The sequence below is a fragment of the Actinocrinis sp. genome (genome assembly GCF_035938995.1).
GTDB lineage: Bacteria > Actinomycetota > Actinomycetes > Streptomycetales > Catenulisporaceae > DASZGI01.
This window is the reverse complement of sequence record NZ_DASZGI010000186.1, coordinates 1-25,158: the sequence shown is the minus strand read 5'-3', so window position 1 is coordinate 25,158 and position 25,158 is coordinate 1. Positions and strand designations below refer to the sequence as shown.

Sequence of the window (25,158 nt, the reverse complement as noted above, 5' to 3'; positions counted from 1 at the left end):
CCCAGGGCGCTGAACGCCGCCGCGCCGACGGCGAGCATCGCCACGAAGCGGCCGAGCGCCGCCCCCGACGGGATCTCGGCCTGGTAGACGAGCTTGCCGAACGTCACGGTGATCACGACCAGCAGGATCGACACCAGCAGGGCGTGCAGCACCCGGGCGGCGAAGTAGACCGCGGCGGGCAGCGGGGTGCCGTTGGTGCGCTTGAGCACGCCGGTGTCGCGCTGGAACGCCAGGCTCATCGCGATGTAGGTGTAGGTCGAGGTGATCACCGCGAAGGAGCCCATCGCGGCGACGTAGTACGTGGACTGGTGGATGGACCGGCCGCCGAGGCGCACCTCGCCGTGGCCGAGCAGCGCGGTGAAGATGACCAGGAACATCAGCGGGAACGCGAAGGTGAAGAACGCCGCGGCCGGGTTGCGCCAGAACGCCTTGTTCACGTACCGCAGCTGAAGCAAGGTCAGTCGCGTGTAGTTCATCGCCGCTTCCCCTTCGACTTCGACGAGGCCTCGGCCGGCTGCGCGCCGCTCGCGCTGTCGGTCAGCTGCAGGTAGACGTCCTCGAGTGAAGGACGGGAAATGCGCAGCGCGTCGAGCGACACGCCGTGGTCCAGCGCCCACCCGGTCAGGCGGTGCAGCGCGGCGGTCAGGTCGTCGGGCATGAACTCGATGCGCCCCTCCGGCCCGGTCGGACCGCCGAACTCCGGCGGAGCTGACACCCCGTCCGGCAGCCGGTAGCTCACGACGACGCGGGCCGTGTCGCGCCCGGCGAGCGTCGCCGGGGTGCCCTCCGCGACGATCCGGCCTCCGGCGATCACCGCGACCCGGTTCGCCAGATGCTCGGCCTCGTCCATGTAGTGGGTGGTGAGCAGCACCGTCTTGCCCAGCGCGGCGAGATTCTCGACCACCTGCCACGCCTCGCGCCGTGCGGAAGGGTCGAAGCCGGTGGTCGGCTCGTCCAGGAAGAGCAGTTCCGGATCGCCGGCCAGCGCGACGGCCACGTCCAGCCGCCGCTGTTGGCCGCCGGAGAGCCGGGACACCCGGCTGGAGCGCTTCTCGGTGAGCCCGACCAGTTCGAGCACTTCCTCGACGGGACGCGGATGCGGGTAGTAGCCCGCGTACATGGCGACCGTCTCGGAGACGGTCAGGTAGCTGTCGACGCCGGTGGACTGCAGCACGATGCCGGTCTGCTGCTTGAGCCGCGACCGCTGCCGCCCGGGGTCGAAACCCAAGACCTCGACCTGGCCGCCGTCGCGGTGACGGTAGCCCTCGAGGATCTCCACGGTGGTGGTCTTGCCCGCGCCGTTCGGGCCGAGCAGCGCGAACACCTCCCCGCGCGCGATCGTCAGGTCGATCCCCCTGACCGCGTGCACGTTCCCGTACGACTTCGTCAGACCGCGTACGAGCACTGCGACCTCGCTGCCCGGGCCCACATCGCCGGGGTTCAAATCTTCGGGGCTCAAATCTCCGGGGCTCAAATCTCCGGGACCCGAATCGCTGGGCTGGTCCGATTGCTCCGTTTGCGCCATCGACACTCCCCTCCCCGCGCGCACCCTCGCGGCACGCGCCGACGAGAGTCTGCACCGCGGAGCCGTCGACTGCCAGTCACACCGCCGTGCCACGACACACAGCGACCTCATCAGCATTGTTCGAGTGCTGAATGTCTGCCCGTCGGCGCCGGGCGAGCGTTGCGGCTCGGTGCCGCATGAGTGAACACCCGGCCGCCGCACGGATCTCTGCGGACATTCGCGCGGCAGCCTCGCCGCGCCGGCTCATGTCCGCGCGTTCCGCCCCGCCCGGTGCAGCGTCACCTTGACCGTTTTGCCGCTCTGCCCCACCGTGGTCTCGACCCGGCCGGCCAGGGCGGTGAGCACATGGATGCCCAAACCGCCGCCGCCGTCGAGGTCCCGCGGCCGGGCAGCCGGGGTCTCGCGGTGGGAGTCGGTGACCGCGATCGTCACCGCCGCTCCGTCGTCGCCCAACGTGAGCTCATAGGGGCCCGGGGCGTGGCGCACCGCGTTGGTCGCCAGTTCGCTGACCGCCAACAGCGCGTCCCGCGACTGAGTCGCGCTGAGAGCCGGGACACATTCTGCGAGGAAGAGGCGTGCGTGCTCGCGCGCTTCGGCGATGCTGCCCGCACTGCCGTCCAGCGCGTGCCGCTCACGCCGCGTCCCGCTGTCGCTCATCGCGCCCACTGTTCCATGTTCCGCGCCCCAGCGTCGCTTCTCCGTAGCTGCGCGTTCGCGGGTACCCGCTCGCTCAGCCTTGCAACGCGGACCCGGCGTCCGGGAACACATCCACCAGCGGCAGCGCCCCGGCCAGCTCCAGCACCCGGGTCAACGGCTCGGACGGCGCCACCAGCCGGAAGACCGTATGCCGGTCCCGCGCCTCGTGGTTGGCCAGCAGGATCACCCTCAGGCCGGCCGAGTCGCAGAACGTGATCTGGGCGGCGTCCACGACGACCGTGCCCCGTCCGACCAGGGGGAGCAGCACCTCGCGCAGCCGGTCTGAAGTGGCCAGGTCGATGTCTCCCGCGACGTGCACGACAGCCGCCCCGTCGCTCCTGTCCGACTCGACGCGAATATCGAAGGGTCGCGCCGTGGCCATGGCCCCTTGTCCTCCTGTTCGACCCCGCCTGCTGATTTCGCGACCATGTTAGCCAGACTCAGCAGGGAATCGGGCCGAACGACCGAGTCACGTCACGGGGTACCGCGGCGCGCGAAGCGGCACGTTGGTCTGCTGGCGGTCCGGCCATGACACCGACACGGACCCGTCGGGGTGCGCCTCGACCATGATCCCGTGCACAGACGTCGGCCCAGCGACGCTGCCGGAGAGCACCACCAGCACCGCGTACACCTCGCCGACCCTCGCGTCGCCCGCCGTGGCGAGCCAGGGAATCAGGCTGTTGGGGCCGAGCGGGTTGGAATCGCGCGACCCGGTCCAGCCGGGCTCCAGGTTCCCGCGCAGCCCGGCGATGGTGCTGGCCAGCGCGTCGTGTTCGCGCATGGCCCAGCAGCAGTGGGAGGAGTACCGGGGCTTGAGCGTCTCGCGGCCGGCCAGGGCCCAGCCGCCGAACCGCAGGCGCCAGGGGCCTGATGACGCGGCGGTCGCGGCGTCCGGGGCGTGCGGGTGGCCGGGTACCGGGTCTTCGGGCCATGGGTCGATGCGGGCCAGGCGCACCTCGAGCGGGCCGTGCACCGCGGACGCCGTGGTCAGCCAGGGGCCCAGGTCGAACTCTGCTTCCCCGGGGGCGCCGCGCCCGTAGTTCGGCAGCGGGCCCTGGCCGCGCCACCAGTGCACCCGGTGGCGGGAGACGGCCACGCCGTCGCCGAGGTACATCGGGCGGGCCGGCCTGCGGTGGGACGCGCGGCCGTCCGGGGCGATCAGCGCGATGTGCGAGTCGAGCGGGTAGTGCGCGCGGTACTCGGGCGCGGCGTGGGTGCTGTAGCCGTGGCGCGCATAGACCGGTTCATCGAGCACCAGGCGGCTGGTCGGGCTGTGGTCCGCGCCGTGCTGCGCGACCCGCACGACGCCGTCCGACTTCGTGCCCGAGACGATCCAGGCCGCGCGGCGCAGGGTGCGGGTGAAGTCGCCGCGCTCGATCGGCAGCGGCTCCTCCGCCGCCGTCCAGGCCGGATGATCCGGCGGGAGTACGAGCCCGGCGAAGCCCTTGCTGGCCCAGTAGGGCGAACCGCTGCCGGAGTAGTCCTCGCGCATCGCCTCGAACGGGCCGTGCCAGCCGATCGGCAGCAGCCCGCGCTCGTCGAAGGCGCCGGAGCGGACGAAGTAGCGCAGCACGCTGTTCGCGAGCCGGCGGGTCTGCCCGGGCGGCAGCACGGTCGCGTCGAACACCGCCCCGGCCCAGAACGGCGCGAGCATCGCGAACCGGTATGTCAGGGACCTGCCCTGCATCAGCGGAGCGCCGTCCGCGCCGACGAGGTGGCGGGCGTCGTCGAGGTAGCGGCGCAGCCGGGCGCGATAGCGGTCCAGCACGCCCGGTTCGGCGTCGGGGCCGGAGATGCGGCAGTACCACAGCGGGTAGAAGTGCAGCGCCCAGCCGTTGTAGTAGTCGAAGTTGCGCAGCTCGCCGGGGGCGGGTTCGCCGTCGGAGTACCAGCCCTCCCCCGCGTACCAGTCCTCGGTGCGCGCCTGGGCGTATTCGATGTCGTCCTTGCTCCACGGGCCGCCGACCGAGCGCAAGAATGCCTCGGTCACCGCCCGGAACCAGACCCAGTTGTTGTCCGGCACCGGGGTGCCGAGCATGCCGCTCATCCAGGTGACGAGGTTGACCCGGGCCCGCGGGCTCAGGGTGTCCCAGATCCAGCGGCGCGACTCGTGCAGCGCCAGCGCGATCGAGGCGCACTCCACCTTCGCCTGCCCCACCTCGGCGAGGGTCGGCCAGCGGCCGGTGGAGTCCGGGTCGGCGCCGGTCTCGAGTCCGGCCGCGTACCAGGCGGCCAGCCGCTCGAGGTTCGGGTCGCTGCCGGGTTCGGCCGCGGACAGCCGGAATCCGGCCAGCAGGAACGTGCGGGCGAACCCCTCCAGCCCGTCGCTCCACCGCCCCGAGCGGCTCTCCGGGCCGGGCAGGTGGATCAGGCCCTTGCCGGGCGCGGCGTACGGGCGCACCGCGGCGAGCATCCGGTCGGCCTGCTGCTCCCACTGCTCACGCGTCGACGCGGCGCGGTTCGGTTCGGCGTCCACGGCTGGTTTGCGCCCCCTCGCGTTCCTCGTGGCCGAAAGATCGAGCCTTAAGATCGGGAACGTATCCCCGCGTCGGCTACTTCGTCAATGAGTTAGACGAAGTCGTCGCCAGGATGCGCCGGCCGTGCGGTCGCGGTTCGCTCGGCTCGTTCGGCGGTGACGGCCGCGCCGGCGAACCGGGCGCGGCGGCCGCGGCGGGGTGATCGAGTGCGCCTTCGAGGGCGAGTGTGGCGGCGCCGAGGCTGACCGGGTTGCTCACGATCGGGGACGGCACGATCTCGGTGCCCGCGAGCAGATGGGCGAGCGCGTGCTCCCGAGCGCCGTCGCGGACCGCGTCGAGCAGGGCCGGGCCGAGGCTCGCGGCCGCCCAGCCGCCGAGCACGACGATCTGCGGATTCAGCAGGTTGATCAGGTTGCCGACCCCGGCGCCCAGATGGTGCGCGGTGCGCCGCAGCGTCTCGGCGGCGACAGCGTCACCGACGGCCAGGCCGCGCGCGAGAGCGTCGAGGGAAGAGGCCTGATCCGCCAGGATCATCGGGCTGTCCGGTTCGATCTCCCGCATCGTCTGGACGATGCCGGGCGCGCCGACGTACGCCTCGAGGCAGCCGCGCGCCCCGCAGTGGCAGGGCCGCCCGTCGATGACGAGGGTCGTGTGCCCCCACTCCCCCGCGCCGTTGGTCGCGCCGCGGTAGAGCGCGCCGCCCACCGCGATGCCCGCGCCGACGCCGGTGCCGAGGACCACCATGACGGCGTCGTCGCACCCGCGCGCCGCGCCGAACCAGAGCTCGGCGACGGCGTACGCCTTGAGCGGGTTGTCGAGGTAGAGCGGGAAGTCGAGCTGTTCGAGCAGCAGGTCGCGCAGGGGTACGTCGCGCCAGCCCCAGTTCGGCGCGGAAACCGAGCGGCCGCTCACGCGTTCGACCTGGCCCGGAACGCTCACCCCGACGCCGAGCACACGGGAAGAAGCGATCCGGGCCTCGCGCAGGACCGCCCGCACCCCGGCCGCGACGTGCTGCGCGATGTCCTGCGGCCGGGTCTCGCCGGGTGCGAGCTTCCGCTCGTTGCGGGCTTTGACGGTGAGTTCGAGGTCGAACAGTTCGGCGTGGACGTAGGCCTCCGCGACGTCCACGCCGATCAGCGCGCCGCCGTCGGCCTTGACGGCCAGCAGGCCGCGCGGCCGCCCGCCGGCCGAGTCCTCGAAGCCGACCTCGGCGAGCATCCCGCGCTCCTGCAGCTCGCCGACCAGGTTGGCGACCGTCGCCACGCTCAGCCCGGTGGCCCGCGCCAGCTCGCGGCGGGAGACCGGAGAAGCGGCGATCACCTGGCGCAGCACCTCCTGCCGGTGGTTCCGGCGGATGTCGCGCGCCGTCCGCTTCGCCATGACCGTCTCTCTCCGTCGCCCGGTGGAGCTCGCCGACGGGCGCATGATAACGCGGGTGCGGCGGTGCGGGCGTTCGTCGCGGCAGGTCAGACTGGACGATCGCGGCCACTCGATCGGCCGGCGGCGGCGCCGACCAGGCTCAGCGCCGGGTGAACGGCTCGAACGTGTGGCTGAACTGCCACGTGCTCTGCGCGATCCCGGAGCAGCTGTCGCTGCCCGCGGTGCCGACGCAGCCGCCGTTGTCGCGCTCGAGCGCCCAGAAGGAGAGCTCGGCGATCCCGGTCGACTTGGCCCACTGCTCGACCGTCGTCGCGTCGGCGGTGGTGAAGATCTCCGGGGGCCCGAAGTCGTCGATGCCGACCATCTCGGTGATGCCGAGCATGTGCCAGAGCTCTTCGTCGCTCTTGTGCGGGTAGACCCCGCGCAGCTGCGCGATGACGGCTTTCGCGGCGGTGACCGTGTCGGTGCCCATCTCGTGCGGCAGGCCATCATAGTAGTCGAACGTCATGATGTTGACGATGTCGACGCGGGCGTCGTGGGCAACGGCGCTTTGCAGGACGCTGACGCCTTGCGGCACGTCGAGGCCGGTGAGGTTGGTGCCGATCGTGTAGACGAACTGGACGATCCGGTGGTGCCGGTCGGCCCACTGCTCGACCAGGTGGATCGCCTCGTTGCGCCGGTCGATGCCGACCTGGTTGCCCTGGGAGAAGTCTTCGACGTCGAAGTCGAGCCGGGTCACGTCGTAGGTGGTGATGACCTGCTCGTAGTCGGCGGCGATCTTGTTGACGTCGGTGCAGCTGTCGGCGATCTCCTGGCCGCCGTGGTCGGCGCTGTAGCCGCCGAAGGAGGGGATGACGTCGCCGCCCGCGGCGCGCATGGTGGCGATCGCGGCGCCGTAGGTGGACCAGGCGATCGGGGTTGCGGCGTTTCCGTTCCAGTCGATGTCGCACGACCCGGGCGCCGGCGTCTGGATGAACGCCAGCGTCAGGTACTTCGACCCGGACGCGGCCGAGAGCACGGCCGGATCGTCGGTCGTGTAGCCCTCGAAGTAGGGGGCGAAGATGTGCTCGGGCAGTGCGCGCGCATGGTCGTGGTCGTGGTCCGAGCCGGAGGCATACGCCGCGCCTCCCGCCGCGACGAGCACGCACGCCGTCAATGCCGCGCCTGCCCACCGAATCCGGATCATCGCATCCCCCTCGGATCATTTATTAGGAAAGTTGCCTAACGTCGTCGCGACGATAGGGCGGCCTGGGTGGTGCGTCAAGGCTTGGGGAGCGGAGTCGGCGGCCGGATCCGGTGGAGCGTGGGGCCGGATGAAGATCCACGGCGGCCGACGTGCGGGGTGAATCAGCGGGCAGAGTGAATCAGCGGGCTGCGTCCGGGGAATCGGCGTCGTCGGCAAAGGAGCCGTGCCGCCCTGCCCCGGACGTGAACCGGCGCACGCCGTCCGGGAAGCCGGGGTCGGCGATGACGTCGCGGCCTGCCGCGTGTTCGTGGCGCAGAGCGTCCGTCTCGTCGAGGCCGGCCTGGGCCAGCGCGGACGCGCGGTCGGAGCGCAGGCAGCGTTGGGGCCAGCGGGCGATGTCCGCGGCGAGTTCTTCCGCGGTCTCGCGGCAGCGGCCCGGCGGGGAGATCCGGTTGATCAGGCCCATGTCGAGTGCCTCCGCCGCCGCGACGGGTCGGCCGGTGAGGATCAGGTCGAGCGCCCGGCTCTGGCCGATCAGGCGTGGCAGGCGCACTGTGCCCCCGTCGATCAGCGGCACGCCCCAGCGGCGGCAGAACACTCCGAAGGTCGCGTCCGGCTCCGCTACGCGCAGGTCGCACCACAGGGCGAGTTCGAGCCCTCCGGCGACGGCGTATCCGCTGACCGACGCGATCACCGGCTTGGTCAGCTGCATGCGCGTCGGGCCCATCGGTCCCGGGCCGAAGTCGTCCAGTTCCTTTGGCGTCCCACCCTCGGCCAGCGCCTTCAGGTCGAAGCCGGCGCAGAAGGTTCCGCCTTCGCCGTGCAGCACGGCGACCGCTGCGTCCGGGTCGGCGTCGAAGTCCGCGAAGGCTTGCCGCAGCAGGTCCGCTGTGGCCGGGTCGACGGCGTTGCGCACCTCGGGGCGGTGCAGCAGCACTGTGGTCACCGGGCCCCGGCGCTCGATTCGAACACTCATGCCTTCTCCTTCCAACCCCCTGCTCCTCCGAACACGCTGTGATCCGGCAGCCATTCTCGCGCCTTACACCGGCAATTCCGCACGGCGTGAGAGCGCGCAATTACCGACGGGATTTTCCTGCGGACGCGCCGCTGCGATGTCAGCCCACTGTAAGCAACCACCAGGGCACCGCCTGTGCGTCCGGGGCCGGGATAGCGGGTCGCGGCCACCGTTCCGGTGGAGATAGCGGAGGGATAAACGCCGAGATAATGCCGGGATTCCAAGCCTTCCTAGCTTGATGGCGTCGCAGATCGCGATATCGAGGAAGGGAAGCACAATGCGCGCCACGAAGACCCTCGGCATCACCGCCGCCACCGCCGCGCTCGGCGGCGCCCTTCTTGCCGGCGCCCAGATCGCGCACTTCGGGCAGCACGCGCCGGCGCCGGCTCGGGTCACCGCGGCCGCCACGACCGTCCTGTCCGCCAGCCCGGCGAACGACCCCTGGGACTGACCTCGCCGTCGCCCGGGATTCGGGCTCGCGCGCCCGTCACGCGGGCGACACGGCCCTGACCGTCCGGGCCGTCGCGTCCAGAAGATGCTCAGCTTCCTGCAACTCCCGGAACATCTCGCGCTGGCGGAACACCGTGATCGCCTGGCGCAGCTGTTCCTCGGCCCCGGCGCCGTCCTGCTGCTCGGCCAGCAGGCGCGCCAGGTCCAGGCGCACGATCGCGGCGCCGCCGTGGTCCATGATCTGCTCGCGGACCGCCAGCGCGCGGTCGAAGAACTCCCTGGCCTGTTCGTAGCGGCCCTGGTCGGCGGTGACCTCGCCGAGGTTGCGCAGCAGGTGGCCCTCGCCGATCACGTCGCCGCCCGCGCGCACCATCTCCAGCACGCCGGTGAGCGTGCGCCGGGCCTCCTCGTGCTCGCCGCGCTGCTGGAGCACCTGGCCGACCCGCCGCAGCGCGCGTGCCTGGCCGCCGAGGTAGCCGACGGCGCGGTAGATCTCCAGGGCCTCGTCCAGGCGGGCCCGGGCGGTGACGACCTGGCCGCGCCGCATCCAGATGTGCGAGCACTGCGTCAGCGCGCTGGCCTTGCCCACCACGTCACCGACCAGGTCGAATTCGAGGATGGCGCGCTCGTAGAGCGTCCGCGCCCGCTCGTCCTGGCCGCGCTGCCGCTCCAGCAGCGCTAGGTCGCGGCGGCACATCGCCTGGCCGTGCAGATCCTCCAGGGCCTGGAACGACTCCAGCGCGGTTTCGAGCGCGCGCCGCGACTTCTCAGGCTGGCTGCGGCTGATGTAGAGCGTGCCCAGCGAGGCCAGCAGCGCCGCGGTGCCGCGCGTGTTGCCGGCGCGTCGCGTCGCGTCGAGCGCGACCTGGTGGGTGCTCTCCCACTGCTCGAGGTAGCCGCGCGCCTCGAACAGGGTCACCAGGGTCGTGGCCAGGTCCCAGGACACCTCGTCGAGCCCTGCCTGCGCCGCCTGTTCCACCGCGATGCAGAGGTTCGCCTGCTCCCGGTCCATCCAGTCCAGCGGGTCGACCAGCAGATCCCGTACATAGTCCTCGGGCGGCAGCCAGCGCGCGGCCGGGCCGTGCAGCACGGTGTAGTCGCCGCCGTAGATCCGCCGGTGCGCCTGCTCCGCGAGCGCGAGCCAGCCGCCGGTCATCCGCGCGACGGCGGCCGTGTCTGCGGCCTCGTCCTCGGCCGCGGCGAGCTGTTCGCGGGCGAACAGCCGGACGATCTCGTGGAAGCGGTAGCGGAACTCCCCGGTGGTCTCCACCGAGGCCACGTCGAGCATCTGCACGTCGACGAGGGGTTCGAGCAGGTCCGAGGGGCGCGGGCGGTGGTCGTCGAGCAGCGCCCCGGCCAGCCAGCCCGGCAGCGAGGGACCCTGCGCGAGGCTCAGCAGCCGCAGCAGCAGCCGGTCGCCCTCGGCCAGGCCGTCGTGCGTCAGCGAGAGGGTGGCGCGCATGGTCATCTCGCCGTGCGCGAGTTCGTCGAGCCGGTGCCGCTCGTTGGCCAGCCGGTGCACCATCGAGGCCAGCGACCAGTGCGGCCGGGCGGCCAGCCGCGCCGCGACGATGCGCAGCGCCAGCGGCAGGCCGCCGACGGTGCGGATCAGCGCGTCGGCCGACTCCCGCTCGAGGTCCACCCGGTCGCGCCCGACGACGCGGGCGAGCAGTTCCAGGGCCCGGCCGCGGTCGAGCACGTCGAGTTCGACGCGGGCGGCGCCGGGCAGCCCGGTCAGCCGGGTGCGGCTGGTGACCATCACCGCGCAGCTGGCGCTGCCCGGCAGCAGGGGCCTGATCTGGCTCTCGGCGGCCGCGTCGTCGAGCACGACCAGCACCCGGCGGGTTGCCAGCAGGCTGCGGTACATCTCGGCGCGCTCGTCGACGGAGTCGGGGATCACCGGTCCGGGGATGCCGAACGCGCGCAGGAAGCGGCCGAGCACGTCGTGTGCGGCGACCGGCTGCGCTCCCGTGCCGCGCAGATCGCAGTACAGCTGGCCGTCGGGGAAGTGCTCCTCGGCGAGCCGGTGCGCGATGTGCGTGGCCGTCGTGCTCTTGCCGACGCCGGGCCGCCCGACGATCATCACGACGCCCACCGCGCCGCGCGCGTCCCCGCCGGTCAGGACGTCCTCGACGGTGCGCACCAGGTCGGGGTTGTCCACGAAGTCCGCGGTGTCCGCAGGGAGCTGATGCGGCCTTTCCTGCCGAAAGGCGCGGTCGGGTGCGGCCTCGGGACTGGGTGCGAGTGCGTGTGCGTGCGGCGAGCCGTCGGCCGGGTCGTGGCTGTGCTCGCGCGCGGCGGCGTCGAGGTTCAGCGCCGGATCGCTGGACAGGATCGCCGTTTCCAGCAGCCGCAGCGATTCGCCGGGTTCCAGGCCCAGTTCCTCGACGAGCACGGCGCGGTTGGTGCGGTAGGTGTCGAGCGCCTCGGCCTGGCGGCCGGAGCGGTAGAGCGCGAGCATGAGCTGGCCGCGCAGCCGTTCGCGCAGCGGCTGCTCGTCCACCAGCCGGCCCAGCTCGCCGACCAGCAGGTGGTGGCGGCCCAGGCCGAGTTCGAGCTGGATGTAGGTCTCGACGGCGGTGAGCCGTTCCTCGTCCAGGCGCAGGCCCTTGGCGCGCAGGGTCTCGCTGGGCAGGCCGTTCAGGCTCGGGCCGCGCCAGAGATCCGCCGCGCGCCGCAGCAGCTCCGCGGCCTCGGCGGTGCGGCCCTCCTTCACCAGCACGCGGGAGCGCGCGAGCTGGCGGTTGAACAGGTGCAGGTCGACCGCGTCGTCAGGGGTCTGCAGGAGATAGCCCGGCGGGGTGGTCATGATCGGGGCGTCGACGCCCGCGCCGGACAGCGTCTTGCGCAGCCGGGAGACGCAGATCTGTATCTGGGTGCGCGCGGTGTCGGGCGGGTCCTCGTCCCAGATCAGGTCGACCAGGTGGTCGGTGCCGACCACCCGGTTCGCCTCCAGCAGCAGCGCGGCGAGGATGATCTGCTGACGGCCGGCGGGGATGCGCACCTGACCGGCCGGACCGGCGACGTCGAGGGGACCGAGCACGCGAAACGCGGGTGCGGCCGAAGCACCGGTCACCGCGGTCGCCGCCTCGGTCATACTCCCCCTCCCGCCCGATCGATCCGATGACTCCAGCACGTCAGTTTCGCCCACAGCGCGTCACTTGTCCATGTGCCAGAGGCGTGATAGCCGCGGGATAGCCGCTGGTTGCGGCGCTGTCCGAGAGTGCTGTAAGACCGGCCGCAACGCTCGCCGGCCGGTCGGCGCCGTCACCAGGAAGGGTGTTTCGCGCGATGAGCGTCCACGACCAGCGCAGGATTCCGACCAGCGCGGCGATGACGGCCGCGGGACTCGACCACGTGCGCCTTTCCTACCAGTACCTTGACAGCGGCGACATCGACGGCTTCGGCTCCCTGCTCGACGACGACGTGCAGGTGACCCGGCCGGACGCGCCGCAGGGCTTCGGCCGCGCCGAGGTGCTGCGGCTGCACAGCGAGATCGCCGAGCCGACGGTGCGCCACCACATCTACAAGATGGTCGCCAACGGCGACTGCGTCGCGGTCATGGGCCGGTTCATCCGGGTCGGCGAGGAGCGCGGCGCGGCCGGCGCGCGCCGGGGCGGCCCGGACGTCGAGTTCGCCGACTTCTTCACGCTGTCGGACGAGGGCATGCTGCTCAGCTGCCGCAGGTTCTACTTCGCACCGCCGCGATGAAGGGAGCGGCGCGGCCGGGCGGGTTCGAGCCGGATCTCGACGCCCGCGTGCACACCATGTTCGAACGCTGGGTGGCCGCCACCCCGGACGCCACCGCCCTGATCGGCGGGGTGCGGCGGATCAGCTACGCCGAGCTCAACGGCGCGGCGAACCGGATCGCCCGCTATCTGACCGCGCACGGCCTGCTGGCCGGCGCGATCGTGGCGATCGCGCTGCCGCGCGGCTTCGACCTGATGGCGGCGATTCTCGCGGTGCTGAAGGCCGGGGCGGGGTACACGCTGGTCGACGCTCGGCTGCCCGCCGTCCGGCAGCACGTGCTGCTCGCCGACAGCGGTGCCAGCCTGCTGATGGACCAGGACCTGACCACCCGGGCGCTGGCGGATACGCGCCCGGTCGGCGATCCGCGCGTCACGGTGTGTCCGGACGCGGTGGCGTGCGTCATTTTCACCTCGGGCGCCAGCGGCCGACCTCACGGCGTCGTGGTGCCGCACCGCGCCCTGACCGCCACATACGCAGCACGCGAGTACGCGGCTCCTGGCGGGCGGCAGGTGTGGCTCCAGTGGTCGCCGGTCTCGTCGGAAGCGTTCGGTCTGGAACTGTTCGCCGCGCTGGCATCCGGGGGCACCTGCGTCCTGTATCCGGACCAGCAGGTCGACGCGCTGACCGTGGCCGGGCTGGTCGCGGCGCACCGCGTCACCAGGCTCCACCTGGCCGCGGGACTGGCCGGCTCCGCGGCCGGGGTCGCCGGGGCGATCGCCGGCGCCGAGGCGATGTTCTTCGACGCGGAGGACGCCTCGGCCTGGGTCACGGCCCGTCAGCTGGGCGGACGCCGCGGACTGCGGCTGGTGAGCACCTACGGTCCCCTGGAGAGCTTCGGGCTCACCGCGGCGCGTCAGGTCACCGGTCGAAACCTCATACCGGCGCACATTCCCATCGGTGTTCCGATCGCCCGCAAAGGCATCCGCGTGCTCGATGAAAAGCTGCAGCCGGCGGCCGCGGGGCAGATCGGCGAACTCTGGGCCTTCGGTGCCGGCCTCGCCCACGGCTACGCCCGGCAGCCGGGCCTGACCGCCGAGCGGTTCGTGCCCGACCCGTTCGGCGAGGCGGGCAGCCGGATGTACCGCACGGGAGACCTCGGATACCTCGACCCCGGGGGCGGCCTGCATCTCACCGGCCGGGTGGACGACCAGGTCAAGATCCGCGGCTATCGGGTCGAGCCGGGCGATGTCGCGCACGCGCTGCATCAGCTCGCCGAGGTGAAACAGGCCGCGGTGGTCGCGCGCGTGTCGAACGGCGAGCCAGAGCTCGCCGCATACGTCACGACGGCCGCCGCCGCCCCGCCCGATCCAGACCGGCTGCGCGCCCAGCTCGCCCGGCTGCTGCCCGACCACATGATCCCCGCGTCCGTCACGGTCGTGCCCGAACTGCCGAAGCCCGCCCTCGACGCCAGGCCGGACGCGTTCGCGCAGTCCGCCGTCGTGGTGAACCACGAGGAGCAGTGCGCGATCTGGCCCGGTGAGTGGGACGTGCCCGCCGGGTGGCGCACCGTCAGCAAGCCCCAGACGCGCGAGGAGTGCATCGCTGAGATCGACGAACTGTGGGCCGATATCCGGCCGCTGAGCCTACGCCGCTCGCTCGGGCCCTGAGCCCCGTGCTGATGCGGGTAGGAGGGGAACGGGTGCGGCGCCGGGGATACCCGGCGCCGCATCTGTTGCCGGCTATGTCAGGACCGGTGTTTATCGGGACGGCGTTTGTCAGAGCCCAGTGGCCGCCAGGACCCGGTGTTCGTCAGGACCCGGCGTTCGTCGGCACGGCGAGCAGCAGGGCGAAGCGCCCGGCGGCGTCGGTCCACCATTCCCGCAGCGCGAAGCCGGCGCGGGCGAGCTCGGCGATCAGCGCCTCGCGCCGGAACTTCACCGAGATCTCGGTGCGCATCTCCTCGTCGCGGTCGAACTCGACGGTCAGGTCCAGCGCGCGGATCTTGACGGTCTGCGCGGTGCGCGAGCGCAGCCACATCTCGATCTGCTCGTCGTCCGCGTTCCACACGGCGCGGTGGTCGAACGCGTCGGGGTCGAAGTCGGCGCCGAGCTCGCGGTTGAGCACGTACAGCACGTTCTTGTTGAAGGCCGCGGTCACTCCCTGGCTGTCGTCGTAGGCGCGCACGAGCACGTCGCGGTCCTTCACCAGGTCCGCGCCGAGCAGGAAGGCGTCGCCGTCGGCCAGGGCCGCGCGCAGCCCCGCGAAGAAGCGGCGGCGCTGCTCGGCGTCGAGGTTGCCGATCGTGCCGCCGAGGAACGCGATCAGGCGCGGGCCCGCGTCGTGCGGCAGGGCGAATTCGGTCTCGAAGTCGGTGACCGTGGCCGCGACCCGCAGCGCCGGGTAGTCGCGGCACAGCGCGTCCCCGGCTTCGGTCAGCGCTGAGGCGCTGACGTCGAGCGGCGCGTACTGCTCCAGGGTGCCGATGTCGGTGAGCGCGTCGAGCAGCAGCCGGGTCTTGCGCGACGAGCCCGCGCCGAGTTCGACCAGGGTGCGCGCCCGGGTGTCGGCGGCGATCTGGGCGGCGCGGTCGGTGAGGATCTCCTGCTCCGCGCGGGTCGGGTAATACTCGGGCAGCAGGGTGATCTGCTCGAACAGCTCGCTGCCCGCCGCGTCGTAGAACCACTTGGGCGGCAGCCAGCGGGGCGGGGCGGCCAGGCCGCGCAGCACGTCGGCGCGCAGCGACACGGCGAAGTAGTCGGCGGGCAGGCGGCGCTCGAGGGTGAAGCGCGGCGAGTGCCGCGAACCCCGCTCTGCCGGGCGGATCTGCTCCGCCGCAGCGTCCGGCGAGGCCGCTGCGCTCCCCTTGTCGCTGACGGGCGCGGGCTCGAGGGCTGCGAAATGGATCCCGCCGGGGTCGCCGTGGATCAGTGTGTGCTCGGGGACCTCGCGCCAGGCGCCGCTGTCGTCGCCGGGCTCTGAGGCGACGAGTAGCCGACCCGGCGCCTGGCGGTACCACAGGGTGTCGCCGTAGCGGGTGGCGATGATCGTTCGCCCGTCGGTGAGCAGCAGATTCAGCCGGGCATCCGGACGGACCTGCGCGATCTGCCGGATCACCGCCGTCAGCGCGTCACGCGCCTCTTCACCCCGGCGCAGCCGTGCGCTGATAGCCGCCCACAGCAGGGCCGAATCGCAGGAGGACTCCAGGGCGAGCAGGTCGGCGGCGCCGAGGCCCAGGTCCACGTCCTCGGGCAGTCGACGCCAGTCCCGCAGCGCGCCGTTGTGGCTGAACAGCCAGCGGCCGTCGCGGTAGGGGGCGGCGGCGGACTCGTCGTGGCTGGTGCCCGCCGTCGCCGAGCGCACTGCGGCCAAGATCGCGCCGCTGCGGATCGTGCGGGCCAGTTCCGGCAGGTTCGGGTCGGTCCAGATCGGGACGCTGCGCCGGTACCGGGCCGGCTCCCCCTGCGGCGGATACCAGCCGACGCCGAAGCCGTCGGCGTTCACCGTGCCGTGGCGCTGCATGCGCGGCGCCCACGACTGCTGATACAGGCTGTGCGAGGGCTCGGTCAGTACCTCGGCCAGGGTCACCGGGTGGCCGAGGTAGGCCAGGTGGCGGCACATCACCAGACTCCTTCGACGCCGCGGGCGGTGCGGAAGCCGCTGAAGATCTGGCGGCGGATCGGATAGTCCCAGTTGCGGAAGGTGCCCCGGCAGGCGACCGGGTCCACGCCGAAGGCGCCGCCGCGCAGCACCTTGTACGCGGGGCCGAAGAAGACCTCGGAGTACTCCTTGTAGGGGAACGCGGCGAACTCCGGGTAGGGCAGGAAGTCGCTGGCGGTCCACTCCCACACGTCGCCGATCAGCTGGTGCACGCCCAGCGGCGAGGCTCCGTCGGGATAGGCGCCTATGGGAGCGGGTTGCAGGTGGCGCTGCCCGAGGTTCGCGTGGCGTGGTTCAGGGTCGGCGTCTCCCCAGGGGTAGCGGCGCGAGCGCCCGGCGTCCGGATCGAAGCGGCCGGCCTTCTCCCACTCGGCCTCGGTCGGCAGCCGCCGCCCGGCCCAGCGCGCGTAAGCGTCGGCCTCGTACCAGCACACGTGCATCACCGGCTGCTGCGGCGGGATCGGTTCGACAACGCCGAACCGGCGCCGCAGCCAGCCCCGGCCGTCGCGCTGCCAGAACAGCGGGGCCTCGAGGCCGGCCTGCTGGACGTGCTCCCAGCCGTCGTCGGTCCACCAGCGCGCGTCGCGGTAGCCGCCGTCCTCGACGAACTGCTGATAGGCGGCGTTGGTGACCGGGAAGGTGTCCAGCCAGAACGCGGGCACCTCCACCAGGTGGGCGGGCCGCTCGTTGTCCAGCGCCCAGGGTTCGGCGGAGGTGCCCATGGAGAACGGGCCGCCTGGAATGAGGATCTCGCGCGGCAGGTATGCGGGATCGACGGCGGCGGGCGGGGGCTCGGGCGCGTCGAGGACCGGTGGCCCCTGGCGCAGCTGGTGGGTGGCGAGCATGGTCTCGTCGTGCTGCTGCTCGTGTTGAGCGATCATGCCGAAGACGAACGCGTTCTCCAGCAGCTCGGCGCGGCGCGTCTGGGCTCCCTGCCGTGCTGCGCCGTTCTCGGCCACAGCCTTAGGCGCCGCGTCTGCCAGCACGTCGAAGGCCTGTTCACGGACCTGCGCGATATAGGCGCGCGCCTGGTCGGGCGTGAGCAGCGGCAGGGCGGGGCGGTCGGCGCGCGGATGCTGGAATGCGTCGTATATCGAGTCCAGATCGGGCCGCAGGCCCGGGCGTCCGCCCGCCTCGCGGACCAGCCAGATCTCCTCCTGGTTGCCGATGTGGGCCAGGTCCCAGACCAGCGGGGACATCAGCGGGGAGTGCTGGGCGCGCAGGTCGGCGTCGTCGACGCAGTCGGTCAGCGCGAGGGTGCGGCGGCGGGAGGCCTCCAGCGCGGCGCGGGCGCGCTCCTCGAGGGTGCCGGACACCAGCCTGTGCGGGGCGGCGGCGAGCTCCTCGGTCGGCGGCGTGGGCTTGCTTATCACGATGGGCCTTCCTTCACTCGGGTGCCTCGGGCGCGCCGTCGCGCAGCGCGTCGAGCCGGTCGTGGGCGGGACATCGGCCCCGCTCCGGGTAGCGCTCGATGAAACGGCCGGCCGCCTGGCGCAGCGGCGCGGGCGCGCGCATCCGGCCGAGCGCGGTTTCGGCGGCCGCGAAGCAGGCCCGCGCGGCCTTGCCGACGTCCGGGTCGGCGGGGCCGAAGCGGGCGGCGCGGGTCCAGAGGTTGTGGCGCGGCACCGGGGAACCTCCGGCGCACAGCGGCTCGGTGGCCTCGTACGCGGCGTCGGCGGCGGCCGGGTCGTCCAGTAGCGCCGCGGTCAGCGCGGTGGCGACCTGCCAGCCCTCGCCCGGCTGGGCGTCGATCATCCGCAGTTCCAGCCAGCCGCGCGGGCGGATCGGCGGGAACAGGGTGGTCAGGTGGTAGTCCAGGTCGTCGAGGGTGGGCCGGCGCAGGTCCGGGTGCCCGCCGCGCAGCCAGCCGCGGAAGGTCAGGCCGCGCGGCGCGGTCCAGTCCGCGGGCGCGGGGCGGCGCAGGCACAGCACCTGCGCGTCGAGGGCGTAGCGGGCCCAGGCGGCGCGCGGGTCCTGGTCGTGCCGGGGCGGCCGGGTGCGGTCGGGTTCCATGCGGGACCAGACGGCCTGCCGGGTGGAGAGCCAGCCGGTCGGGAGGCCGCGGCGGATCGGGGAGTTGGCGAAGGCGGCGACCAGGACCGGGCCGAGCCGGTGGGCCAGCTCCCAGCGGCGGCGGTAGCCGGAGGCGCCGCGCGAGTCGTCGCCGGCGTCGAGGCTGACCTGCAGGGCGGCCGTGCTGCGCATCATGACCCGTCCCCACGGGCCGACGCGGTCGAAGTGCGCCTCCATGGCGCGATAGCGCGGGTGGTCGAGCACCCGCCGCGGTTCGTGCAGCGGTTCCAGGCCGTGACCGGCCAGCGCCAGGCCTCGCGAAGCCAGGGCCTGGCGCAGCACCGCCAGGTCGGCGTCGACGTCCGCCACACAGTCGGCGAGCGTGTCCGCCGGGGCCGAGCTCAGCTCGACCTGGCCGCCCGGTTCACGGGTCAGCGCGCCGCCGCGGGGCAAACTCGGCGTCGCGCTGAGGACCGCGAGAGCCTCGTCGAGGCGCTGCGGGGCGACCGGCGTGCGGGGGTCGGCGCGGTCGTGGACGAGCCATTCCAGTTCCACGCCGGTGCGCGCCGGCGGGCCGGTCTTGAAGCAGACGCCGTGCACGTGTGCCTCGGCGTCCGCCTCCCGAAGATCATCTTCCAAGGCGTCCTCCCCATAGCGTCCGAGAAGGGTGGTGGGCATCTCTTAGATTGTCCGACCCCACTGACAATCCCGCCTGGCAGGCGCACATGACCGCGATCATGTCCACTTCGGCCTACTTCCCCGTCCGGACAATTTACCAATCGGGGAAACGCCAGCGGATCCCAAACAGTTCCGCCGTAAGGCGGCCGTAAGGTGACTGTCCGGGCGAGCGCTTGGGAAACCAGGGGCGAATAATCGGCCAGGAGAGCGCACGGCGACGCGGCACCCATGGCACGCGCCGTTGCTCAGCCCGGGGCACCGCCCCAGAGTGTCCCAGTGGCGGTGACGCCGGAGTCGTCGGACGGGAACGCGTCGATTCGCAGCACAGCCACGTGTCGTTGGGCGGTCAGCGCGCAGACGATGTCGCCGGTCTTCGCGTGCAGCTCCGACACCCCCTGGGCGAAGGCGAGCTGCACGCACTGCGTACCGGTCGGGGTTCCGGACCCGGTCCACAGGGCGAGGTTCGTGATGCTCGGGTCGCCGCTGGACAGCTCGGCGGTCGGCGCGGGGGCGGCTTCGCGCACGTCGCCGTGGGCGCCGCCGGTGGCGGGGGCGGGCGGCTGGCTGTCGAGCCAGACCCCTGCGTCGGTGATGCGGAAGGTGCCGGTCCAGATGACGGAAGTGGGCGTGGCCGGTGGCGGCGGTGGAGGCGGCGGTTGTCCCGGGGGGCCTCCGCCGCCCTCGCCGGGTGGCGGGGGCGGTGGCGGGGGGCGCTCGGGGTAGGTGTTAGCGCTCTGAGAGGGCGTGTGGCCGGAGTCGGCCTGGAGTACGCCGATGGTCCCCGTCGGGTTGGCGGACGTGATCCCGAGGGCGATACCGGCGCCGGCGCCCGCCAGTGTCAGGGCCGCGGCGAGGCCGAGGAAGATCCGGCGCGTCCGCGGCCGACGGGAGCCGGGCGATTTGGGCGCGACCGCGTCGGAGAGCTCCGGCAGGTCGACTTCCGGCTCGACGGCTCGCGGCGCGTCGGCTTGTCGTCCGGCACGCTGGTCCCGGGGGCCGGCCTCTTCATCGGCAGCTATCTCGGCGAGCGCCTCGGCGTAGGCGTCGATCGCGAAAACCACGGCCGGGGGCAGCCAGTCGGCGGCGCTGCGCGGCGCTTCGTCGGGTTGGCACAGCTCGGCGATCTCGGCCGTGGTCGGGCGGTCGGCCGGATCCTTGGCCAGGCAGCGGCCGATCAGTGCGCGCAGCTGCGTGGGGCAGCCCGCAAGGTCCGGCGGCGCGTGCACGACACGGTAGACGACGCCGACCTCCGGGCCCTCCCCGAACGCGGCTCGCCCGGTGGCCGCGAAGTGCGCGAGCGCGCCGAGCGCGAACACGTCGCCGGGCGGTGTCGGGGGCTCGCCGAGGACCTGCTCCGGGGCCACGTACTGCGGCGAGCCGAGCAACCTGCCGGTCAGCGTCAGCGCGGTGGCGTCCGCGGCGCGCGCGATGCCGAAGTCGATCACCCGCAGGCCGTCGGCGCCGAGGACGACGTTCGCCGGCTTCAGGTCGCGGTGCACGATCCCGGCGGCGTGGATGGTCTCGAGCGCCTGCGCGATCGCGGAGAACAGCACGATCACGCTCGCGACCGGCAACGGGCCGTAGAGGTGCACCGCGTCGGCGAGCGTGGGCCCGGGGATGTAGGCGGTCGCGAGCCACGGCAGGGCCGCGTCGGGGTCGGCGTCCAGGAGCGGGGCGACGCGGGGGCCGCCGACCCGGCGCGCGGCGCGGATCTCGTGCGTGAAACGGGCCCTGAAATGCGGATCGTCGGCGAACTCGCGGCGTACCACCTTCACCGCGACCGGACGCGCCGGGTCGCTGGACACAGAGTCGTTGAACGCGAGGAAGACCTCGCCCATACCGCCCGAGCCGAGGCGCGCCCGCGGCCGATAGCCGCCGAGCCTCTCGGGATCCCCTTCGCGTAAGGGTTCGAACACATTGGGCGGAGCGTGCACGCGCAACCTCGCCAGCCGCGGAGTGTTCAAGACCTCTTCGACTATAACAACAGCGCGTGACCGCCCGGGTGATTTCGCTCAGACATGTGCCCGCGCCGCCGGGCCGAGCAGCGATCGGTCCGACGGCGCGGGCGGGTTTTGGACGAATCAGCCGTGGGTGACGCAGTTATTGGCGGCGTTGGACCACAGGCCCTGCAGGTCATAGGTGCCGGTGGTCAGCTTGACGTAGGCGTCGAGGTTGATGCACTCGTCGCCGATCTCACCGTTCGCGCTGTTGTTCCAGCCGTCGGTCGGGAAGAAGTCGGTGACGGTCTCGGCGTACTCGTGGGTCTCGGTGGACTCGATGCCGGACAGCAGCCGGCCGTCGGTGAACGTGGTGCACGCCCCGGCGCCCATGTCCGGCACGTACGGCAGGTTCGTGTAGGCGACGCGGCCGTATTTGGACGAGGTCGAGTCGTGCCAGGCGCAGAACCCGCTGTTCGGGAAGCCGTCCGGGTGGGTGCCGGTCGCCGACACGACGACGTACTGCGCGGTGTAGTTCGGCGACTGGGTCTTGTTGCCGAAGTGCCCGGCGGCCTTGACCGCCTCCGAGCCGATCTGCGCGGCCGTCGGATTCGCCGGCTCGTTGGCCGCGTTGTCGAACCAGACCCCGGCCAGCGGACTGCTGGCCGGGTGCACCACGTGCGTGCCGGCGCTGCCACAGTTCGTGGTGCCGGCCTTCAGACCCTCGCAGTATTGGGTGAGGATGGTGCCCCAGGTGTCCTGGCTGCCGAACAGGCCCTTGAACAGGCCCTGCATGTCATTCGCGACCCCGGCCGGGTCCTTGGTGCCCCACTGCTTGCCCCAGAACACCAGGTAGACCTTCGGCGTCGGGGACACGGCTCCGTTCTTGTCGCTGGTCGTCAGCGACAGGGTGTCGGCGCCGGTGGCGGCATGGTGCGCCGCCTGGCCCGCGACCGCCGGGGGATGGATCGGCTTGACTCCGTAGTGGCCCGGCGCGGCGTGCGCGGAACCGGCGACGACCATGGTCGCGGCGGCCAGTGCGCCGGCCGCTGCGAGGCTTGTCAGTGCTCTGTGGGTATGGGTTATCCGCATGTCTCTTCTTCCCGCGATGAGTCGGACCGGCAGCCGCCCGAGCGCCTGCCCCGCCCGTGAAGAACGTCCGGCGCGCCCGACGCGCCATGGCTCAGGGGGCCGGACGAAGAGGAATGTAGCGGCGCCGACAGGGCTCGACCATATGTGCGGAGAGTCCTGATTCAGCACGAGGGTCCGGGCCGGATTATCCGAGGGTTTGCCTGCTTGCGCCGCTCGTACCCACGGTGCTATCTGTCCCGTTCGACCAGCGATTTCAGCCCACTGCGACGCTACCGCCGGCGAAACCGTTTGCAACGGGCGCGCCCCGCCCCTCACTCCGCGTCACCGCGCGCGACACGGGCCGGACGAACAGAACGAACACAACCAGGCATTACGCGAAAAACGCGAGTTGCGCGCGAAACAGCGACGTCACTGCGCGTCACGCCTAGCGTCTGTCACCACTGAGGACCCGACTCGAAGAGGAGCGGTAGACATGGTCACGCGACACGACGTCGCCGAGACGCCGCCAGCCGGCCTGCTCGGCCGGGCGGACGCCCGGATCGAGATCTCGGGCCTGACCAAGCGGTTCCTGACGCCGAAGGGCGAGGCCTTCACCGCGCTCGCCGACGTCACCTTCACCGTCGAGCCCGGCCAGTTCTGCGCGGTCGTGGGGCCGACCGGCTGCGGCAAGTCCACGACGCTCAGCATGATCGCCGGGCTCGACCGCCCGAGCGCGGGCTCGGTGCGCGTCGGCGGCCGCGAGGTCAAGGGCGTCACCGACGGCATCAGCTTCATGTTCCAGACCGATGCCCTGCTGCCGTGGAAGACCGTGCTCGGCAACGTCGAGATGGGCCCGGTCTTCCGCGGCGTGGGCAGGAGGCAGGCGCGCACCCTCGCCCGGGACTGGCTGCGGCGGGTGGGGCTGGCCGGCTTCGAGGACCGCTACCCGCACCAGCTGTCCGGCGGCATGCGCAAGCGGGTGGCGATGGCCGCGGCGCTGATCAACGAGCCGAAGATCCTGCTGATGGACGAGCCGTTCGGCGCGCTGGACGTGCAGACCAAGGCGATCATGCAGACCGAGCTGCTGGGCCTGTGGGAGCAGCTGCGCCCCGCGGTGGTCTTCATCACCCACGACCTGGACGAGGCGGTCGCGCTGGCCGACCGGGTCGTGGTGATGACGTCCGGTCCCGGCTCGGTCAAGGCGATCTACGACGTCGACCTGCCCCGCCCGCGCGGCGCCGTGCAGGAGATCCGCTACGACGCGCGCTTTCTCGAGATACAGCACCAGATCTGGGATTCGCTCCGCGAGGAAGTGGAGCGCGCCTACGCACGCACGGCAGGAGTCAACGCATGAGCACCCTCTCGAGCGCCCCGGCCCGCCCGGCCGTCGCCGGGGACCAGTCGGCCACCACCGTCGCCCAACGGGCACGCCGCCGCCGGATCCTGTGGCTCTGGAGCGCCCGCCTGCTGTTCGCGGTGATCGTGATCGGCGGCTGGCAGCTGTTCACCAGCGTCGGCATCGTCGACCCGTTCTTCTATGGGCAGCCGTCCGGGATCTGGAAGACCACGATCGACCTGTTTCAGCACGGCACCGAGTTCGGCTCGTTCTGGGTCGACATCGAGACCACGCTGCAGGAGGCGGTCTACGGCTTCGGCATCGGCGCCGCCGCGGGCATCGTGCTCGGCGTCACGCTCGGGCAGAACCGTTTCCTCGCCGACGTGCTGGGCCCCTACATCAAGGTGGTCAACGCCATCCCGCGCATCGTGCTCGGCTCGATCTTCGTGGTCGCGTTCGGCATCGGGGTGACGCCCAAGGTGCTGCTCGCCGCGGTCCTGGTGTTCTTCGTGGTCTTCTTCAACGCCTTCCAGGGGGTGCGCGAGGTGGACCGCGACATCCTGGCCAACGTCCGCGTACTGGGCGCCTCCCGCCTGCAGATCGTCCGGCACGTCACCCTGCCGTCCGCGCTGACCTGGATCATCGCCAGCCTGCACACCGCCTTCGGATTCGCCATCGTCGGCGCGCTGGTCGGCGAGGTGCTCGGCGCGGAGCACGGCGTCGGCCTGGTCATCCGCACCGCGCAGGGCAACCTCGACCCGGACGGGGTCTTCGCCGGGATGCTCGTCATCGCCGTGATCACGCTGGTCGCCGAGTTCCTGCTCACCCTGCTGGAAAAGCGGCTGCTGTCCTGGCGCCCCCCGGCGCCCTCCGAGGCCGTCGCCATCTAGCCCCCCACCCCCAAAGCCCCGTCCCACACCCCGGTCAGCCCCACCACCCTCACCCTGATTCGGTCCACCCTCACCCCCTCGAAAGGATCGTGCATCGCCATGTTCAAGCGGACCCTCACAGCGTCGATCGTGGGCGCGCTTGCGTTCGGCGCGGCCGCCGCGTGCTCCAGCGGCAACAACAACGCCTCGGCCGGTGCAGGCGGAGGCAGCGTGCCCACCGTGACCCTCATGGTCGGCGGCATCGACAAGCAGATCTACCTGCCCTACGAGCTGGCCCAGCAGCTGGGCTACTACGCGAAATACGGCGTCAACGTCCGGTTGAGCACCGAGGTGGACGGCGGCGTGGGCGCCGAGGACGCGATGGCGTCCGGCCAGGTGGACATGGCCGGGGCCTGGTACAACCACACCATCGAGTTCCAGGTCAAGGGCAAGGCCGTCGAGGACGTGGTCAACCTGTCCGGCGCGCCCGGCGAGCGGGAGATGTGCGCCACCAACAGCGGCGTGCACTCGGCCGCCGACTTCTCCGGCAAGACCCTCGGCGTCACCGACCTGGGCTCCGGCACCGACTCGCTGACGAAGTTCATGGCCGTGCAGAAGGGCGTCAAGATCTCGGACATCCACCGCCTGGCGGTCGGCGCGGGCTCGACCGCGATCGCCGCGATCACCGGCGGCTCGGCCCAGTGCGTCATGACCACCCAGCCGACGGTCACCGCGATGGAGCAGAAGGGCATCGCCTACTCCGCGGTCGACCTGGCCACCACCACCGGAACCCAGGCCGCGCTCGGCGGCGTCTGGCCCGCGGCGGGCGTGTTGGCCCGTGCCGACTGGGTGAACGCGAACAAGGCGACCGTGCAGAAGGTGGTCGACGCACTCGTGGACACGATGCACTGGATCAGCACGCACACCGCGGCGGACGTCGCGAACAAGCTGCCGCAGGCCTACGTGCAGAACAGCCTGGTCTCGAAGCAGGACTACATCACGGCGCTGACGCAGGACAAGGGCCAGTTCCTGTCCGACGGCATCATGCCGGCCGGCGGCCCGCAGACGGTGCTCAAGATGGAGGAGCTGATCGGCTCGGCGACCTCGTCGGTGAACCTCAGCACGACGTTCACGAACGACTTCGCGATCGCGGCGAACAAGAGCGAGGGCTACACCAC

Annotated in this window: 20 protein-coding genes and 1 pseudogene; 6 read left to right on the top strand and 15 right to left on the bottom strand. The window is 72.1% G+C overall.

All coding sequences use genetic code 11. The features are described from left to right. The 8 genes from VGZ32_RS13275 to VGZ32_RS13240 form a co-directional block, all read right to left on the bottom strand. Positions 1-476: ABC transporter permease (locus VGZ32_RS13275; RefSeq protein ID WP_326886292.1), on the bottom strand; the 476-nt coding region annotated here is incomplete at its 3' end. After that, entirely contained in the window at positions 473-1,459 is a 987-nt protein-coding gene (locus tag VGZ32_RS13270; protein WP_326886291.1) for an ABC transporter ATP-binding protein, read from the bottom strand. The genes VGZ32_RS13270 and VGZ32_RS13275, both read right to left, overlap by 4 nt. 309 nt (positions 1,460-1,768) lie before the next feature. Then, complete coding sequence (locus VGZ32_RS13265; protein WP_326886290.1) at positions 1,769-2,182, bottom strand: ATP-binding protein; 414 nt, start codon at positions 2,180-2,182, stop codon at positions 1,769-1,771. Positions 2,183-2,255: 73 nt separating this feature from the next. Further along, positions 2,256-2,603 carry an STAS domain-containing protein gene (locus VGZ32_RS13260; protein ID WP_326886289.1) on the bottom strand — a complete coding sequence of 116 codons (348 nt, stop codon included), beginning with the start codon at positions 2,601-2,603 and terminating at the stop codon, positions 2,256-2,258. An 87-nt stretch (positions 2,604-2,690) separates the two neighbouring features. After that, positions 2,691-4,697 (bottom strand): DUF2264 domain-containing protein, encoded by a 2,007-nt coding sequence (locus VGZ32_RS13255; RefSeq protein WP_326886288.1) that lies wholly within the window; start codon positions 4,695-4,697, stop codon positions 2,691-2,693. A gap of 76 nt (positions 4,698-4,773) precedes the next feature. Beyond that, entirely contained in the window at positions 4,774-6,078 is a 1,305-nt protein-coding gene (locus VGZ32_RS13250; RefSeq protein ID WP_326886287.1) for an ROK family transcriptional regulator, read from the bottom strand. Positions 6,079-6,217: 139 nt separating this feature from the next. Next, on the bottom strand, positions 6,218-7,264 hold the full coding sequence (locus tag VGZ32_RS13245; protein ID WP_326886286.1) for a chitinase: 1,047 nt from the start codon (positions 7,262-7,264) through the stop codon (positions 6,218-6,220). A 178-nt stretch (positions 7,265-7,442) separates the two neighbouring features. Then, positions 7,443-8,240 (bottom strand): crotonase/enoyl-CoA hydratase family protein, encoded by a 798-nt coding sequence (locus tag VGZ32_RS13240; RefSeq protein WP_326886285.1) that lies wholly within the window; start codon positions 8,238-8,240, stop codon positions 7,443-7,445. Between the two features lie 316 nt (positions 8,241-8,556). On the opposite strand from VGZ32_RS13240, the gene VGZ32_RS13235 reads away from it, so the two are divergent. Continuing rightward, complete coding sequence (locus tag VGZ32_RS13235) at positions 8,557-8,730, top strand: hypothetical protein (protein ID WP_326886284.1); 174 nt, start codon at positions 8,557-8,559, stop codon at positions 8,728-8,730. 36 nt (positions 8,731-8,766) lie between these two features. Here the strand turns inward: VGZ32_RS13235 and VGZ32_RS13230 are convergent, their stop codons facing one another. After that, entirely contained in the window at positions 8,767-11,826 is a 3,060-nt protein-coding gene (locus VGZ32_RS13230; RefSeq protein ID WP_326886283.1) for an AfsR/SARP family transcriptional regulator, read from the bottom strand. Positions 11,827-12,020: 194 nt separating this feature from the next. On the opposite strand from VGZ32_RS13230, the gene VGZ32_RS13225 reads away from it, so the two are divergent. Together VGZ32_RS13225 and VGZ32_RS13220 are read left to right on the top strand one after the other, a co-directional pair. Beyond that, entirely contained in the window at positions 12,021-12,440 is a 420-nt protein-coding gene (locus VGZ32_RS13225) for a nuclear transport factor 2 family protein (RefSeq protein WP_326886282.1), read from the top strand. Next, the gene (locus tag VGZ32_RS13220; RefSeq protein ID WP_326886281.1) at positions 12,437-14,086 is read left to right on the top strand and encodes an AMP-binding protein; all 1,650 of its coding nucleotides are present in this window, start codon (positions 12,437-12,439) and stop codon (positions 14,084-14,086) included. Before VGZ32_RS13225 ends, VGZ32_RS13220 begins: the two co-directional genes overlap by 4 nt. A gap of 142 nt (positions 14,087-14,228) precedes the next feature. On the opposite strand, the gene egtD is transcribed toward VGZ32_RS13220, so the two are convergent. The 6 genes and pseudogenes from egtD to VGZ32_RS13195 all read right to left on the bottom strand — a co-directional run bounded on the left by egtD (position 14,229) and on the right by VGZ32_RS13195 (position 21,796). Next, the gene (gene egtD, locus VGZ32_RS28725; RefSeq protein WP_414642537.1) at positions 14,229-15,242 is read right to left on the bottom strand and encodes an L-histidine N(alpha)-methyltransferase; all 1,014 of its coding nucleotides are present in this window, start codon (positions 15,240-15,242) and stop codon (positions 14,229-14,231) included. A 141-nt stretch (positions 15,243-15,383) separates the two neighbouring features. Beyond that, positions 15,384-16,037, bottom strand: a pseudogene (gene egtC / locus VGZ32_RS28720) (ergothioneine biosynthesis protein EgtC); the annotation flags it as partial. Further along, on the bottom strand, positions 16,037-17,395 hold the full coding sequence (egtB, locus tag VGZ32_RS13210) for an ergothioneine biosynthesis protein EgtB (RefSeq protein ID WP_349263589.1): 1,359 nt from the start codon (positions 17,393-17,395) through the stop codon (positions 16,037-16,039). The gene egtB and the pseudogene egtC, both read right to left, overlap by 1 nt. Positions 17,396-17,462: 67 nt before the next feature. Next, on the bottom strand, positions 17,463-18,767 hold the full coding sequence (egtA, locus tag VGZ32_RS13205; RefSeq protein ID WP_326886278.1) for an ergothioneine biosynthesis glutamate--cysteine ligase EgtA: 1,305 nt from the start codon (positions 18,765-18,767) through the stop codon (positions 17,463-17,465). A gap of 245 nt (positions 18,768-19,012) precedes the next feature. Beyond that, the gene (locus tag VGZ32_RS13200) at positions 19,013-20,683 is read right to left on the bottom strand and encodes a serine/threonine-protein kinase (protein WP_326886277.1); all 1,671 of its coding nucleotides are present in this window, start codon (positions 20,681-20,683) and stop codon (positions 19,013-19,015) included. Between the two features lie 165 nt (positions 20,684-20,848). Further along, on the bottom strand, positions 20,849-21,796 hold the full coding sequence (locus VGZ32_RS13195; RefSeq protein ID WP_326886276.1) for a hypothetical protein: 948 nt from the start codon (positions 21,794-21,796) through the stop codon (positions 20,849-20,851). A 472-nt stretch (positions 21,797-22,268) separates the two neighbouring features. On the opposite strand from VGZ32_RS13195, the gene VGZ32_RS13190 reads away from it, so the two are divergent. From VGZ32_RS13190 to VGZ32_RS13180, 3 genes are all read left to right on the top strand, one after another. Beyond that, complete coding sequence (locus tag VGZ32_RS13190; protein ID WP_326886275.1) at positions 22,269-23,129, top strand: ABC transporter ATP-binding protein; 861 nt, start codon at positions 22,269-22,271, stop codon at positions 23,127-23,129. Next, positions 23,126-24,001, top strand: a complete 876-nt coding sequence (locus tag VGZ32_RS13185) for an ABC transporter permease (protein ID WP_326886274.1) — start codon at positions 23,126-23,128, stop codon at positions 23,999-24,001. Before VGZ32_RS13190 ends, VGZ32_RS13185 begins: the two co-directional genes overlap by 4 nt. Positions 24,002-24,100: 99 nt before the next feature. Further along, positions 24,101-25,158 (top strand): ABC transporter substrate-binding protein (locus VGZ32_RS13180; RefSeq protein WP_326886273.1); only part of this gene is annotated, 1,058 nt, incomplete at its 3' end.

Bases quoted from the DNA above. Each gene is read 5' to 3' on its own strand.
- VGZ32_RS13265 (WP_326886290.1), bottom strand. From the start codon at position 2,182: ATGAGCGACAGCGGGACGCGGCGTGAGCGGCACGCGCTGGACGGCAGT.
- VGZ32_RS13260 (WP_326886289.1), bottom strand. From the start codon at position 2,603: ATGGCCACGGCGCGACCCTTCGATATTCGCGTCGAGTCGGACAGGAGC.
- VGZ32_RS13250 (WP_326886287.1), bottom strand. From the start codon at position 6,078: ATGGCGAAGCGGACGGCGCGCGACATCCGCCGGAACCACCGGCAGGAG.
- VGZ32_RS13245 (WP_326886286.1), bottom strand. From the start codon at position 7,264: ATGATCCGGATTCGGTGGGCAGGCGCGGCATTGACGGCGTGCGTGCTC.
- VGZ32_RS13240 (WP_326886285.1), bottom strand. From the start codon at position 8,240: ATGAGTGTTCGAATCGAGCGCCGGGGCCCGGTGACCACAGTGCTGCTG.
- VGZ32_RS13235 (WP_326886284.1), top strand. From the start codon at position 8,557: ATGCGCGCCACGAAGACCCTCGGCATCACCGCCGCCACCGCCGCGCTC.
- VGZ32_RS13230 (WP_326886283.1), bottom strand. From the start codon at position 11,826: ATGACCGAGGCGGCGACCGCGGTGACCGGTGCTTCGGCCGCACCCGCG.
- VGZ32_RS13225 (WP_326886282.1), top strand. From the start codon at position 12,021: ATGAGCGTCCACGACCAGCGCAGGATTCCGACCAGCGCGGCGATGACG.
- VGZ32_RS13220 (WP_326886281.1), top strand. From the start codon at position 12,437: ATGAAGGGAGCGGCGCGGCCGGGCGGGTTCGAGCCGGATCTCGACGCC.
- egtA (WP_326886278.1), bottom strand. From the start codon at position 18,767: ATGCCCACCACCCTTCTCGGACGCTATGGGGAGGACGCCTTGGAAGAT.
- VGZ32_RS13195 (WP_326886276.1), bottom strand. From the start codon at position 21,796: ATGCGGATAACCCATACCCACAGAGCACTGACAAGCCTCGCAGCGGCC.
- VGZ32_RS13190 (WP_326886275.1), top strand. From the start codon at position 22,269: ATGGTCACGCGACACGACGTCGCCGAGACGCCGCCAGCCGGCCTGCTC.
- VGZ32_RS13185 (WP_326886274.1), top strand. From the start codon at position 23,126: ATGAGCACCCTCTCGAGCGCCCCGGCCCGCCCGGCCGTCGCCGGGGAC.